Source organism: Bacteroidota bacterium (genome assembly GCA_016722565.1).
Taxonomy (GTDB): domain Bacteria; phylum Bacteroidota; class Bacteroidia; order 2-12-FULL-35-15; family 2-12-FULL-35-15; genus 2-12-FULL-35-15.
Genome location: JADKIU010000002.1, coordinates 1,244,234 through 1,259,066, shown reverse-complemented (window position 1 = coordinate 1,259,066; position 14,833 = coordinate 1,244,234). Strand labels below are relative to the sequence as shown.

Annotated in this window: 8 protein-coding genes; 7 read left to right on the top strand and 1 reads right to left on the bottom strand. The window is 39.5% G+C overall.

The window, feature by feature from the left end; translation table 11 throughout:
• The coding region (locus tag IPP64_11120) for a 3-oxoacyl-ACP synthase (protein ID MBL0329942.1) at positions 1 to 373 on the bottom strand (373 nt) is incomplete at its 3' end.
• A 196-nt stretch (positions 374 to 569) separates the two neighbouring features.
• Between IPP64_11120 and IPP64_11115 the strand changes: the two genes are divergently transcribed.
• The 7 genes from IPP64_11115 (at position 570) to fusA (ending at position 14,815) form a co-directional block, all read left to right on the top strand.
• Complete coding sequence (locus IPP64_11115; protein ID MBL0329941.1) at positions 570 to 2,564, top strand: tetratricopeptide repeat protein; 1,995 nt, start codon at positions 570 to 572, stop codon at positions 2,562 to 2,564.
• Between the two features lie 91 nt (positions 2,565 to 2,655).
• A complete protein-coding gene (locus IPP64_11110; protein MBL0329940.1) occupies positions 2,656 to 3,090 on the top strand; it encodes a hypothetical protein in 435 nt (144 codons plus the stop codon).
• A 55-nt stretch (positions 3,091 to 3,145) separates the two neighbouring features.
• Complete coding sequence (locus tag IPP64_11105; GenBank protein ID MBL0329939.1) at positions 3,146 to 9,673, top strand: proprotein convertase P-domain-containing protein; 6,528 nt, start codon at positions 3,146 to 3,148, stop codon at positions 9,671 to 9,673.
• Positions 9,663 to 11,333, top strand: coding sequence for a gliding motility-associated C-terminal domain-containing protein (locus IPP64_11100; protein ID MBL0329938.1), 1,671 nt, complete (start codon positions 9,663 to 9,665; stop codon positions 11,331 to 11,333). Before IPP64_11105 ends, IPP64_11100 begins: the two co-directional genes overlap by 11 nt.
• A 387-nt stretch (positions 11,334 to 11,720) precedes the next feature.
• Entirely contained in the window at positions 11,721 to 12,119 is a 399-nt protein-coding gene (locus IPP64_11095; protein ID MBL0329937.1) for a 30S ribosomal protein S12, read from the top strand.
• Between the two features lie 70 nt (positions 12,120 to 12,189).
• Complete coding sequence (gene rpsG, locus IPP64_11090) at positions 12,190 to 12,660, top strand: 30S ribosomal protein S7 (protein MBL0329936.1); 471 nt, start codon at positions 12,190 to 12,192, stop codon at positions 12,658 to 12,660.
• 31 nt (positions 12,661 to 12,691) lie between these two features.
• Positions 12,692 to 14,815 carry an elongation factor G gene (fusA, locus tag IPP64_11085; GenBank protein ID MBL0329935.1) on the top strand — a complete coding sequence of 708 codons (2,124 nt, stop codon included), beginning with the start codon at positions 12,692 to 12,694 and terminating at the stop codon, positions 14,813 to 14,815.
• Positions 14,816 to 14,833 lie beyond the last annotated feature (18 nt).

Genomic DNA, 14,833 nt, shown 5'->3' with positions numbered 1-14,833 from the left:
ATGAATTTTTTGTGAGTGTTGAAGAGGTGATCAGTAACACATTTTTCATTCCTACCGATTCAATCATTCCTTTTGCCATTGCTAAGCCATAAACAAACCCGCTGCATCCTAAGCTATAATCCATGGCTCCACAGGTAGTCGGTAAGTTTAATTTTTCCTGAATAATCGAGGCGGAAGCAGGGAAGGTGTAATCAAATTCAAGTGCACAAAATAACAAGAAATCGATTTCCTGAGGTTGAATGTTGTGTTCGGCAAATAGTTTTAGTCCGGCATGAATAGCAAGGTCTGTAGCAGTTTGCGAGTTTTCTACAATATGTCTTTCTTGTACACCAATCTTTAAATAATTTTCTTTTGTAGTTCTGTAGCAGGAAATATCTTGAAAAACTCCTCGTTGTGGAAGATTTTTTCAGGAAGGTGATAACTAATTGCTTTTATGAATGCCGGCATATTGAAATGGATAGGCTTAAAAAGTTTTGAACACTTTTATGTTTTAAAAGTACAAAAAATACTTCCCAATTGTGCTAAAATCTTAATTATATTTGATAGTAAATTGAATTGAACATAGATTGATGAAAAAAAATAAAGAAAAAGAAAAAATTAAGGAGGAAAAAATTCTTTTAGAACCCGAGTCAAATGAAAAAAAAATAAATCGGAGAATTGTCTTGTTTTTTTTCTTTTTATGCTTTTTAATTTACGGGAAAAGTATAAAGAATGATTATTCCATGGATGACGAGTTTGTTGTTCGGAATAATATGCAAGTTCAGCAAGGTGTAAAAGCAATTCCCGAAATTTTCCGAACAACTTATGTAATTAATAGTCAAAAATCAAACTATGAATATCGTCCAATTGTTAAAGCGACTTTTGCTCTAGAATGTGAGCTTTTTGGCGTAAATCCGCATGTTAGTCATTTTTTTAATGTGTTATTGTATGCACTTTCAATTGTATTGCTTTTTAAGGTGCTTCAACATTTTTTATCGAAATATAATATCATCCTTCCTTTTGTAATCACAACTTTATTTTTGATTCATCCGTTGCATTCGGAGGTGGTAATCAGTATAAAGAACAGAGATGTTATTTTGAGTTTTATTGGATGCCTTTTATCTTTGTTTTTTTATTTGAAATTTGTTGAAACAAAAAAATATCACCACTTATTTTTTGGCGCATTTTTTATTCTTTTTGGCTTGATGTCAAAAAAGGATGCGATGACGATTATCGCTGTTATTCCTTTTACGCTTTGGTTTTTGAAGGATGTTTCTTTTAAGCGAATGATTCCGATATTTATTTCCTACGCATTACCAATTTTAGTATACCGTTTTGCAAATAAAATAGCGAATCAGAATTTTTCCAGAAAAACATTGGATTGGGAGAATCCACTCTATTTGGGATCCACTATTCTTGATCGTATTCCAACAGGTTTGTATAGTATTTATTTTTATGTGAAAATGTTTATTTTTCCACATCCCTTAGTTTCTTACTACGGCTATAATCAAATACCGGTAGCTACTTGGGGGAATCCAATTGTTTGGATTGTGTTGGTAGCATTGATTGCTTTTGGTTATTATGTTTTCAAGAATATTAAACAGAAAGGCTTGGAAATATTTGGAATCATCTTCTTTTTTATTACCATCTCTATGTTTACCAATGTTGTTGTACCGGTGGTAGGAATCGTAGGAGAGCGGTTTGCGTTTATCCCTTCGTTAGGTTTGTGTTTTGCAGCAGCCTGGATTTTATTCAAAGTGTTTAAGTTTTCTTATGAAAAGAAAGAAACAAAATTTCCAGCTATTTCTAGTTCAATGATAGTAACCTTAGGGGTGTTTATTTTGCTTTTTGGAGGACGTTCTTTTGCACGAATCAAGGATTGGAGAGATACGTATACGTTATATGATACCGATGTAAAAAATGCTCCGGAATCCGCTCATGCCAATTCGTTGATTGCAGCAGCTTGCATCCAAAAAATTAAAGAAAACCCCAAAATGAGTCTGCAGGAAAAACGTATTCAGGTTCAAAAAGCTGAAAAGTATTATTTAGAATCAATTCGAATTATTCCGAATTATATTTCCTCTTTGAACAATTTAGGAATGATTTATTATACGTATTATAATCGACCAGATAAATCGATTTCCTATCTAAAAAAAGCTATTTCATTGGATACGAATTATGTTGAAGCATACTTTAATTTAGCAACCTGTGAGGCGAAGATGAAAAATTATGATGTTGCCGAAAAATATTACATGAAAACAATCGCCATCGACTCTAATTTTATTAGTACATATTTCTCTTTGAGTGCGATGTATGCTGAGCAAAAAAAATATGATGAAATTATAAAATTGAACCAGGGGGCTATTGATAAAGGGATTAAGGCGGATGTATTGCATGTAAATATTGGTAATGTTTATTTCATGAAAGGGGATACATTGTCGGCAATTCCTTATTTTGAAGAATGCATTCGATTGAACTCCAACAACAAGTTTTTAAACACCTTTTTAGCAAATTATTTTAAAGAAAAAGGAGATTTACAAAAGGCAAATATGTATTATGATTTAATGGGGGCTTCAAAACGATAAGACGAATGCAACTTTTTTGACTATAAATATGTCTTATTTAGCAGATTAATAGTATCTTAGACAAATTTTAACTAAAAAATTTAACCATCAAATGAGAAAATTATTTTTGTACTCCACCAAAACCATATTCCTATTGGTTTTATTAGCATTTTCCATCTCTTCAGTTGCTCAAACACAAAAAGAATCTTATAAACTCAAATATACAACCGGAACCGGGAGGTCGGTGGAAGGTGATTTGGTAACAATGACCTTTTTCGTTTTAAATATTAACGCAGGTGACTGTGAGAGCTTAGCAACGCTGATAAGAGCTCAAGATGGTGTAAAAAAAGTGAGAATGAGTCCCGCCAGTGCTGAAAACAATGCATTGTGTGCAATTACTATATCAAAAACTTTTCCTCCGGACTTAGTACAAAAAATGCTGAAAAAAGTTGGTTTTGACGAAATTATTGTTGATGGAGTAACCGTGCCAATGGATAATTTGCACGATTATATGAGTAATTTGAAAAAGCAAAAAACACAAAAATAAAAAACATCCATATATCTTTCTTCTTTCTAAAAAAATGCAATTAAACAAAACGCATATGAAACTAAAACTACTCTTTGTTCTTGCTATCTGTTTTTTATGTTTGACTCATCAAACAAAAGCGCAAACATTCTCCGGTACCACTGGTGCACTTCCAGATGTAACCACAACATGCTTTACAGCAAACGTTACCGGGTTAGTTGGTACATTAAATCCAACCAATGGATTGATAAATGTTTGTTTAAATATTTCTCACACCTTTGATGCCGATTTGGATATTTTTTTAACATCCCCAAGTGGAGCTGTTATTGAACTTACTACAGATAACGGTGGAGCAGGAAATAATTTTATCACCACTTGTTTTGACGGAAATGCACCCACCTCAATCACTACCGGAGCGGCTCCTTTTAATGGTTCATACAGACCAGAAGGTTCAATGAATTGTGTGAATAACAATACAAGTGGAAATGGTATTTGGACACTTTGTATTACTGATGATGGAGGTGGTGATGTTGGAACTCTTAACTCCTGGACACTTTCCTTCGGAAATACAGGAATTCCTTGTACGAATCCAACCGCAAACGACAACTGTTTGGCTGCTACTCCAATCTGTAACTTAAATGGGTATTGCGGTTCTACAAGTTCTTGTTACACTGCAACTCAAATTCCTGCAGGTTTTTGTGGCTCAGTTGAAAACAACTCTTGGTTATCATTTGTTGCCAGTGCAACTTCCGCAACATTTGACATCAATGTCGGAAACTGTTTAAATTCACAAGGAATTCAAATGGAAGTATACAGCACAACCAATTGTGTCACCTTTACTTCCTTTTCAAATTGTTGGAATCCTGGGACAGAAACGAATGGAACAATTACAGCTACACCACTTGTTATTGGAAACACCTATTATTTAATGGTAGATGGATATGCAGGTGATGTTTGTGATTATTCAATCAGCGCAACGGCAGGGGTTTTGACGGTAAGCGTTTCCTCTTCAGCAGCTACGATTTGTCAAGGTCAAAGTGCCACATTAACTGCCAACGCAGTTGGGGCAACAGGTTATTCCTGGTCTCCGGGTGGAGCCACAACTTCATCTATATCGGTCAGTCCGGCATCCACAACTACTTATACCGTAACGATATCGGGAACGTGCGGGGCGTCACAAACTGCTACTAGCACCGTAACGGTAAACACTCCGGCAACGGTTGGGGCAGGCGTAGATCAAAGTATTTGTTCCGGAACAACAGCAACAATGGCCGGGACATTCGGTGGTGGTGCAACAAGTGCTACTTGGTCAACGAGTGGAAGTGGTTCTTTTAGTTCGGGAACCGCTACCAATGCGGTTTACACACCTTCTGCAGCAGATATCGCAGCAGGAACTGTGACAATCACCTATACAACCAATGATCCTGCCGGACCTTGCGGTGCTGTAAATGATGCGATGGTTCTCACAATTAGCCCTGCTGCTACTGTAAATGCTGGTTCTGATCAAACTATTTGTTCGGGAAGTACAGCTACTTTAGGTGGAAGTATGGGTGGAGGAGCAAGTACCATCACCTGGACAACCAGCGGAAGTGGAACTTTTAGCAATTCAACAATATTAAATCCTGTATATACACCATCTGCAGCAGATATTTCTGCAGGGACGGTTACTTTAACCATAACAACAAATAATCCAGCTGGTCCTTGCAATGCGGTAACGGATTTTATGATTCTGACCATCAGTTTACCTGCAGCTACAAATGCCGGTCCTCCAACCGCATCCATTTGTGCCGGTTCAACATATTCTACTGCTGGTGCGAATATCAGTGGAAGTGCAACCTCTTCAACTTGGACAACCAGTGGTAGTGGAACCTTTGCTAGTGCATCAACCCCGGTTACCACATATACTCCTTCAGCAGCGGACATCGCTTCCGGAACAGTAACTTTAACAATCACTACGAATGACCCAGCTGGTCCTTGTGGTGCGGCAACAGATTTTATAACATTAACAATTAATCCAGCTGCAACAGTTGCCGCGGGATCAAATCAAACGATTTGTTCAGGTAGCACCGTTACCTTAACTGGTTCCATTGGTGGAAGTGCAACTTCTTCTACTTGGACAACCAGCGGTACTGGAACCTTTGCCAACGCATCTTTAGTAAATACAACATATACTCCTTCTGCTGGAGATATTGCTGCAGGCACAGTAACATTAACTTTAACCACTAACGACCCTGCTGGCGCTTGTCCTGCTGTGAATAGTTCTTTGGTTGTTACCATTAACCCTGCAGCTATTGCAAATGCCAACGTAAACGCAACTATTTGTGCCGGTAGTACTTATACATTAGCAGGTTCCATTGGTGGTGGAGCAACTTCCTTAACCTGGACAACCAGTGGAAGTGGTTCATTTAGCTCTTCAACTTCTGCAACAGCTACGTATACACCTTCTGCATCTGACATTAGTGCCGGTTCTGTAACGTTGACATTGACTACGAATGATCCAGCCGGACCTTGTACAGCTGCTACTGATAACATGATTTTAACGATTAACCCTGGTGCTACTGCAAGTGCAGGTCCTGCTGCAACCATCTGTGCAGGTTCTACCTATTCTGTTCCGGGTTCTATTGGTGGAAGTGCAACTTCTGTTACTTGGACATCCAGTGGAAGTGGAACATTCAGCAGTACTACTTCTGTTACCCCAACGTATACTCCTTCAGCAGGAGACATTGCTGCTGGAACTGTTACTTTAACAATGACAACAAATGATCCTGCCGGACCATGTCCAGCAGCTGTATCAACGGTTATCATTACCATCAATCCTGCTCCTACAGTAAACGCGGGACCAGCTACTGCTACCATCTGCGCGAATCAAACATATACATTAGCTGGTTCGCAAGGAGGCGCAACAACTTCAATAACATGGTCGACTAGTGGAAGTGGAACATTTAGTAATACAACTATTTTAACACCTGTTTATACTCCTTCCGCTTCAGATATTTCTGCAGGTTCGGTGACACTAACAATCACATCGAATGACCCAGCAGGCCCATGCGGTCCAGTTACAGATGTATTAGTTTTAACGATTACACCATTGCAAAATGCTGCATTTACATTCGGCTCTGCTACTTATTGTCAAACCGGAACAAATCCAACACCTACTGTTACAGGGGTTGCTGGAGGTACATTCACTTCTTCTCCGGCAGGTTTATCAATTAATGGTACCACAGGAACAATCAATTTAGCAGCGAGTACTTTAGGAACATATACCGTTACATATACAACTCCTGGTCCTTGTGCAAATACAAGCAATGTAAGTGTTACAATTACGTTGGCTCCAACAGCGACTTTTAGTTATGCAGGACCATATTGTACGTCAGGTACAGATCCATTTCCAACATTTAGTGGTGGAGCAACTGCCGGTACATTTTCTGCAACACCTGCAGGATTAGTATTTGTGAACGTGAATACCGGACAAATAGATGTTTCTGCGTCTACTCCCGGAACCTATACAGTTACCAACTCAATTGTTGCATCAGGTGGTTGTGCTGCAGCCAGTGCAACCAATACGGTAACAATTAATGCTGCCGCCACAGCAAACGCAGGTTCAGCTGCAACAATTTGTGCAGGTAGTACATATACTTTAGCCGGTTCTATTGGTGGAAGTGCTGCAAGTTTAACATGGACTACTTCGGGGACAGGTACCTTCAGTTCCGCAACTTCGGCAACAGCAGTGTATACGCCTTCTGCTGCTGATATCGCTGCCGGTTCGGTAACCTTAACTTTAACAACAAACGACCCTGCTGGCCCTTGTGGATTCGTAACAAGCACCATGGTCTTAACAATTAATCCTGTTGCAACAGCTACAGCCGGTTCTGCGGCTACAATTTGTGCTGGTGGAACATATACGCTTGCCGGTGTAATTGGTGGCAGTGCTGCTTCTTCCACTTGGTCAACTAGCGGAACAGGAACATTTAATAACGTTGCTTTATTAGGTGCTATTTATACGCCATCTGCTGCTGATATTGCTGCAGGTACTGTAACTTTAACTTTAACAACCAATGATCCTGCTGGACCTTGCCCTGCAGCAACCAGTTCCTTAATTTTAACAATCAATCCGCTTCCTACAGTTTCTGCAGGTTCTGCTGCGACTATCTGTTCTGGATCAACGTATACCTTAGCCGGTACAATGGGTGGTGGTGCTTCAAGTGTAACCTGGACAACCAGTGGTTCTGGAACATTTAGCAGTTCAACATCTCTTACTCCTGTTTATACTCCATCTGCTGCTGATATCGCTGCAGGGGCAGTTACTTTAACGATTACCACAAATGATCCAGCAGGACCTTGCGTGGCTGTAAATAGCACGATGCTATTAACCATTAATCCTGCTGCAACTGTTTCTGCGGGTTCAAATGCAACCATATGTTCTGGTTCAACTTATTCATTATCCGGAACAATGGGTGGAGGTGCAACGTCTATTACTTGGTCAACCAGCGGTACTGGTACATTTAACAATACGGCTTCTACCACAGCAATCTATACACCATCTGCTGCAGATATCGCAGCTGGAACAGTAACTCTTACAATCACAACAAATGATCCAGCTGGTCCTTGTCCTGCTGTTACTGCTACAATGACGTTAACCATTAATCCTGCACCTACTGTTGTTGCTGGAGCAAATGCAACTATATGTTCGGGAACAACTTATACATTATCCGGTTCAATGGGGGGGGGAGCAACTTCTATCACTTGGACAACAAGTGGAACAGGAACATTCAGTTCCGCATCATCAACAACAGCTGTATACACCCCATCAGCTGCTGATATCGCTTTTGGATCTGTAACACTTACAATTACAACCAATGATCCGGCAGGTCCTTGTACTGCTGTTTCGGATGTTTTAACATTAACAATTAATCCTGCAGCTACAGTAAGTGCAGGACCTGCAAATTCAATATGTGCGGGTAGCACATTTACTTTAGCAGGAACAATGGGAGGAAGTACAACATTGGTTACTTGGACCACCTCAGGTACAGGTACATTCAGTAATCCAAATATCACAACTCCTGTATATACTCCATCTGCAGCTGATATTGCGGCAGGTACAGTAACATTAACAATTACTTCAAATGATCCTGTTGGACCTTGCGGTATTGTAACGAATTCAATGGTTTTGACAATCAATCCAGCAGCAACAGTATCTGCAGGTGGTAATGCAACTATTTGTTCAAGTAGTACATATACACTAGCCGGTTTTATGGGCGGAAGTGCAACCTCTATTACTTGGACAACTACAGGCTCAGGAACATTTAGTAGTGCAACGTCACCAACAGCTGTATATACGCCATCTGCAGCAGACATTGCAGCTGGTTCTGTAACTTTAACTATTACGACTAACAATCCGGCCGGACCTTGTAATGCCGTATCGGATGTAATGACATTGACCATTAGTCCGGCTGCTACTGTAAATGCAGGACCAAATGATGTTATTTGTTCGAATGTCGCTGCAAATCTAGTTGGCGTATTTGGAGGTAGTGCAACCGGTGTTACATGGACAACAAGCGGAAGTGGAACATTTGGTAGTTCAACGTCTGCTACCACAACCTATACACCATCCGCTGCAGATATTCTTGCAGGAACGGTAACTTTAACATTAACAACGAATGACCCTGCCGGAGTTTGTGGTGCAGTAACTGATTTAATGGTATTGACGATTAACCCTCAGGATGATGCAACGTTCTCCTATCCATCCTCCACATTCTGTCAAACAGGAACCGATCCTGTTGCAACAATTGTGGGCGGAGCAAGTGGAACATTTGTGGCAACACCTGCTGGTTTGGTTTTCCTAAATCCAGCTACCGGTTTAATTGATGTGAGCGCAAGTGCATTGGGTAATTATTTCATCACATTTACTACAAGTGGTATCTGTCCGAACAACAGTACAATAAGTGTAACCGTAACAGCAGCTCCGGATGCAACATTCACTTATGGAACACCATTTTGCCAAAATGGAACGGCCTATCCAACTTTTGGTGCCGGTGCCAGTGCCGGTGTGTTTAGTTCTACTCCAGCAGGGTTAGTATTCATCAGTACATCTACAGGGGAAATTGATTTGGCTGCAAGTGCTGCAGGAACCTATACAATTACTAATACCATTGCAGCCGCTTCAGGTTGTGCGGCAGCATCATCAACAACGTCTGTTGTGATTGATCCGATTCCTACTGTTTCAGCTGGAATTGACGGAACAATTTGCGAGGGAAGTGCTTATTTGTTGAACGCAACGATGGGCGGAAGTGCAACTTCTATTACTTGGACAAGCTCAGGAACAGGAACTTTTAGTAATACAGGAAGCTTGACGTCTACCTATACACCATCTGCAGCAGATGTTGCTGCAGGAAGTGTTGTGTTAACGATTACAACAAATGACCCTGCGGGAGTTTGTACACAAACAACCGATGTAATGACGTTAGCGATTACACCTTTGGATGTAGCTACATTTAAATTACACAGGCTCAACGTTCTGTCAAACCGGAACGAATCCTTTACCTACAATCACCGGATTACCAGGTGGAACATTCAGTGCAACGCCTGCGGGAGTTGTGTTTGTTAGTACAACCACAGGTGAAATAAATTTGGCCGGAAGTACTTTAGGAACGTACGACATCATCTACTCAACTAATGGTGTTTGTCCAAATGCGGATACTGTTAGTATAACAATTACAAACGCACCAAGTGCTGTATTCTCATATTCAACTCCTTTCTGTCAAACAGATGCGAATCCGACACCATCATTTGTTGTAGGATCTAGTGCGGGTGTGTTTAGTGCAACACCTGCAGGTTTAGTATTTGCAAGTACAAGTACAGGAGAAATTGATATGGCTAGTTCTACTCCTGGAACATATACGATTACCAATACGATTGCAGCCGCTGGCGGATGTGCTACAGCAGTTGCAACATCTACGATTATCATTGACCCTTCTGCAACTGTTGATGCGGGAACAAATGGCGTTATCTGTGCAGGAAACACCTATGTTATTTCCGGTGCAACAATTGGTGGCAGTGCAACGGGTTCTACTTGGACAACCAGCGGTTCCGGAACATTTGATAATTCAGCTATTTTAGGTGCAACATACACGCCTTCATTTGCGGATACAACTGCTGGTGTAGTTACATTATACTTAACAACAAACGATCCTGCAGGTGCTTGTGGTCCTGTTGTAGACAGTATTACTGTAACCATAAATAATACGCCATCAGCTCCAATTGTAACAAATCCACCAGCTGCATGTGCCGGAAGTGCAATTACACCGATTTCGGTTACAAGTTCCGGATCAGTGACATGGTATGCAGATGCAGCATTAACATCTTTAATTGGTACAGCAAATCCTTACACTCCGGTAGTAACCACAACTACCAATTACTGGGTAACCGGAACTATTGGTGCTTGTCAAGGACCAGCAACAATGGTAACTGTTACAATAAATCAATTGCCGGTTGCTGATACGTCCGTTGTTACTGTAACAGCCGCGGATTGTGGAACCACAACAGGAGCCATAACAGGTGTTACTGTAGTGAGTGGAACCGCTCCCTATTCGTATTCATGGGTGGATAGTTCAGGAACGGTTGTTGGAACAGCCTTGGATTTGTCGGGTGTTGGGCCTGGTAATTATGTATTAACAATTACTGATTCCAATGGATGCTCCATTTCATTAGGCGGATTTTCCGGATTTGTTGTGAATTCTTCATCCAGCGTGGTTGCATCGTTTAATACCGATACAACATCTGGTGAAACACCACTTTCTGTGACGTTTACCAATACAAGCACCGGAGCAACCAGTTATTTATGGAGTTTTGGAGTTAATGGGGATACGTCAACGGTATTTAGTCCAACATACATCTATACTCCTTTGGGTCAATATACAGCTTGTTTAATTGCTATGAATGCTGCAGGCTGTGCAGATACAGCTTGTACAACGATAGATGTATTTATTAATTCAGTATTCGTAATTCCAAACGTATTTACTCCGAATGGTGATAATAACAATGATGTATTTACTGTTCAAGCAATTGGCTTAGAAACAATGGATGCAGAAATTTACAACCGTTGGGGACAAAAAGAATATGAATGGCATACTACCAATGGTGGTTGGGATGGAAGAACAGCGAGTGGGGTAGAGGCTCCTGATGGAACGTACTTCTTCATTATAAAAGCGAAAGGATTTGACGGGAAAGAGTATTTTGAAAAAGGATATTTCTTGTTGACACGTTAAAAAAAATATAAATTTTAGCAAAAAAGGAGCTCAAATTGAGCTCCTTTTTTGTATCAAAAAGAATGTTTTTTTTAAAAAATGGATTAAAAAAGAAGCTAAAATGTATCATTTTTGGCATCGTTTTTTTGAAGTTTTTCTCTTCGTGAGAAATTTTTCGCTTTTCGATATTTTTGTAAAAAAAAATATTTTTTTTGCCTTCCCGAATCCCTTAATTAAAAGAGCGTTCCAGCTTTTTTGCCAAAAAAACAATAAAAAAAGCAGAGAAATCGCATTTTTTTTTAAACCATCTGTTGTTTATAATAAATAATTATTACCTTTGCCGTCCCCAAAAAAGCGGGGATGTATTTTATTTACATCAAAAAAAGATAAAAATTTAACAACAGAAAAATGCCTACAATATCACAATTAGTGCGTAAAGGGAGATTAAAAGCAGTTAACAAAAGTAAGTCTGCGGCTCTTGATTCTTGTCCTCAAAAACGTGGAGTTTGTACACGTGTATACACGACAACTCCAAAAAAGCCGAATTCGGCTATGAGAAAAGTTGCCCGTGTGCGTTTAACCAACAAAAAAGAGGTGAATGCCTACATTCCGGGAGAAGGTCATAACTTACAAGAACACTCGATTGTGTTAATTCGTGGTGGAAGGGTAAAAGATTTACCAGGAGTTCGTTACCATATCGTTCGTGGTGCATTGGATACTTCTGGAGTTGATGGTCGTAACCAAAGACGTTCAAAATACGGAACTAAAAAACCAAAAGCAGGTGCTAAACCAGCTGCTAAAAAATAATTAAAACCCGAGTTAGGATTTGAGTAAGGGGAACCTGAAGCAACAAATTTAAGCTCTAAAAAAACAAACAATGAGAAAGACCAAAGCCAAAAAGAGAATTCTTTTACCTGATCCAAAATTTAATGATATTTTGGTAACACGTTTCGTGAACAATTTGATGTATGATGGTAAAAAAAGTACTGCATACGATGTGTTTTATGATGCAATCGAAATCGTTCAGAAAAGAACTCCGGATGTTGATGGATTAGATACATTCAAAAAAGCATTGAGTAACATCACTCCAGCAGTTGAGGTACGTAGCCGAAGAGTTGGTGGTGCTACCTTTCAGATTCCTTCTGAAATTCGTCCGGAAAGAAAACTTTCTATGGGAATTAAATGGATGATTCTTTATGCTCGTAAACGTAACGAAAAATCAATGGCTCAAAAATTAGCCGGAGAAATTGTTGCAGCAGCAAAAGAAGAAGGTGCAGCTTTCAAAAAGAAAGAAGACGTTCATAAAATGGCAGAAGCGAACAAAGCGTTCTCTCACTTTAGATTTTAATAATTAATACACAGCGTTTAGAATATACAAAATGGCAGATTTAAGATATACAAGAAATATTGGGATTGCAGCTCATATCGATGCAGGTAAAACAACTTGTACCGAGCGTATCCTTTATTATACAGGTGTAAATCACAAAATTGGTGAGGTACATGATGGTGCTGCAACAATGGATTGGATGGTACAAGAGCAAGAGCGTGGTATCACTATTACTTCTGCTGCAACGACTTGTTTCTGGAAATACAGAGGAAATCAATACAAAGTAAATATTATTGATACTCCGGGTCACGTGGACTTTACAGTAGAGGTGAATCGTTCATTGCGTATCCTTGATGGTTTGGTTTTCTTGTTTTCTGCAGTTGATGGTGTAGAGCCTCAATCTGAAACAAACTGGAGATTAGCGAACAACTATAACGTAACTCGTATTGGTTTCGTAAATAAAATGGACCGTTCAGGTGCCGATTTCTTAAAAGTTGTAGGACAAGTGAAAGAAGTATTGGGTGGAAATCCTTTACCATTGCAGTTGCCTATTGGTGCTGAAGAAACATTTATGGGTGTAGTTGATTTGATCAATTTCCGTGGAATTATCTGGAATGAACACGATCAAGGAATGACTTTTAAAGAAGTTCCTATTCCTGCTGAAATTTTAGATGAAGCGACAGAGTGGAGAGGTAAATTATTAGAAGCAATTGCAGAATTCGATGATAGATTGATGGAGAAATTCTTCGAAGATCCTGAATCGCTTACTGAGCGTGAAATTTTGGATGCTCTTCGTCAAGCTTGTGTTGCGAACAAAGTAGTTCCAATGGTTTGCGGGTCAGCTTTTAAAAACAAAGGTGTTCAAACAATGTTAGATTTGGTAATGGAATTAATGCCATCACCATTAGATAAAGAAGAAACAAAAGGAACACATCCTGATACAGGGGAAGAAATTTCTCGTAAACCGGATGTAAAAGAACCATTTACTGCATTGGCATTTAAAATTGCAACCGATCCATTCGTAGGTCGTTTGTGTTTCTTCCGTGCATATTCAGGTCGTTTAGATGCAGGTTCTTATGTGTTAAATACACGTAGTGGAAATAAAGAGCGTATTTCTCGTATCTTCCAAATGCATGCAAACAAACAAAATGCAATTGAATTTATTGAAGCAGGTGATATTGGAGCAGCAGTAGGATTTAAAGATATCAAAACAGGGGATACTCTTTGTGATGAGAAAAATCCAATCGTGCTTGAATCAATGAATTTCCCTGAACCAGTTATCGGTGTTGCTATTGAGCCTAAAACTCAAGCCGACTTAGATAAGTTAGGTGTATCATTGAATAAATTAGCAGAAGAGGATCCAACATTCCGTGTTAAAACAGATGAAGATAGTGGTCAAACAATTATTTCCGGTATGGGTGAGCTTCACTTGGAGATTATCTTGGATCGTTTGAAACGCGAGTTTAAGGTAGAATGTAACCAAGGACCTCCACAAGTATCTTATAAAGAGACAATCAATGGAGAAGTTCAGCACCGTGAGGTTTATAAAAAACAATCCGGTGGTCGTGGTAAATTTGCCGATATACAAGTTGTAATATCTCCTGTTGATGCAGATTTTGATGCAACAACAAAAGCGGGTGGATTACAATTCATCAACGAAATTTCTGGTGGTAATATTCCTCGTGAATTTATTCCAGCTGTAGAAAAAGGATTTAAATCAGCAATGGTAAATGGTGTATTGGCAGGATATCCTGTAGATACATTAAAAGTAAGATTGTTGGATGGTTCATATCACAATGTCGATTCAGATGCATTGTCATTTGAGATTTGTGCACGTTCCGCATTCCGCGAGGCAATGCCAAAAGCAAAACCAGTGTTGTTAGAGCCAATCATGAAAGTGGAAGTTTTAACACCAGAACAAAACATGGGTGATGTTGTAGGAGATTTGAACAAACGTAGAGGTATGATTGAAGGAATGGACACAAGAGCTGGATCTCAAGTTATTAAAGCAAAAGTTCCATTGTCTGAAATGTTTGGATACGTTACAACATTGCGTACGATTACTTCAGGTCGTGCAACTTCAACGATGGAGTTTTCACACTACGCAGAAGCTCCAAGAAGCACTTCTGATGAGGTAATTGCAAAAGCAAAAGGAAAAGCAGAAAAAGTAAATTAATATAACATCGTTCTTTAT

Excerpts from the sequence above, each read along its gene's own strand:
- IPP64_11115 (MBL0329941.1), top strand. The coding sequence starts at position 570 with ATGAAAAAAAATAAAGAAAAAGAAAAAATTAAGGAGGAAAAAATTCTT.
- IPP64_11110 (MBL0329940.1), top strand. The coding sequence starts at position 2,656 with ATGAGAAAATTATTTTTGTACTCCACCAAAACCATATTCCTATTGGTT.
- IPP64_11105 (MBL0329939.1), top strand. The coding sequence starts at position 3,146 with ATGAAACTAAAACTACTCTTTGTTCTTGCTATCTGTTTTTTATGTTTG.
- IPP64_11095 (MBL0329937.1), top strand. The coding sequence starts at position 11,721 with ATGCCTACAATATCACAATTAGTGCGTAAAGGGAGATTAAAAGCAGTT.
- rpsG (MBL0329936.1), top strand. The coding sequence starts at position 12,190 with ATGAGAAAGACCAAAGCCAAAAAGAGAATTCTTTTACCTGATCCAAAA.
- fusA (MBL0329935.1), top strand. The coding sequence starts at position 12,692 with ATGGCAGATTTAAGATATACAAGAAATATTGGGATTGCAGCTCATATC.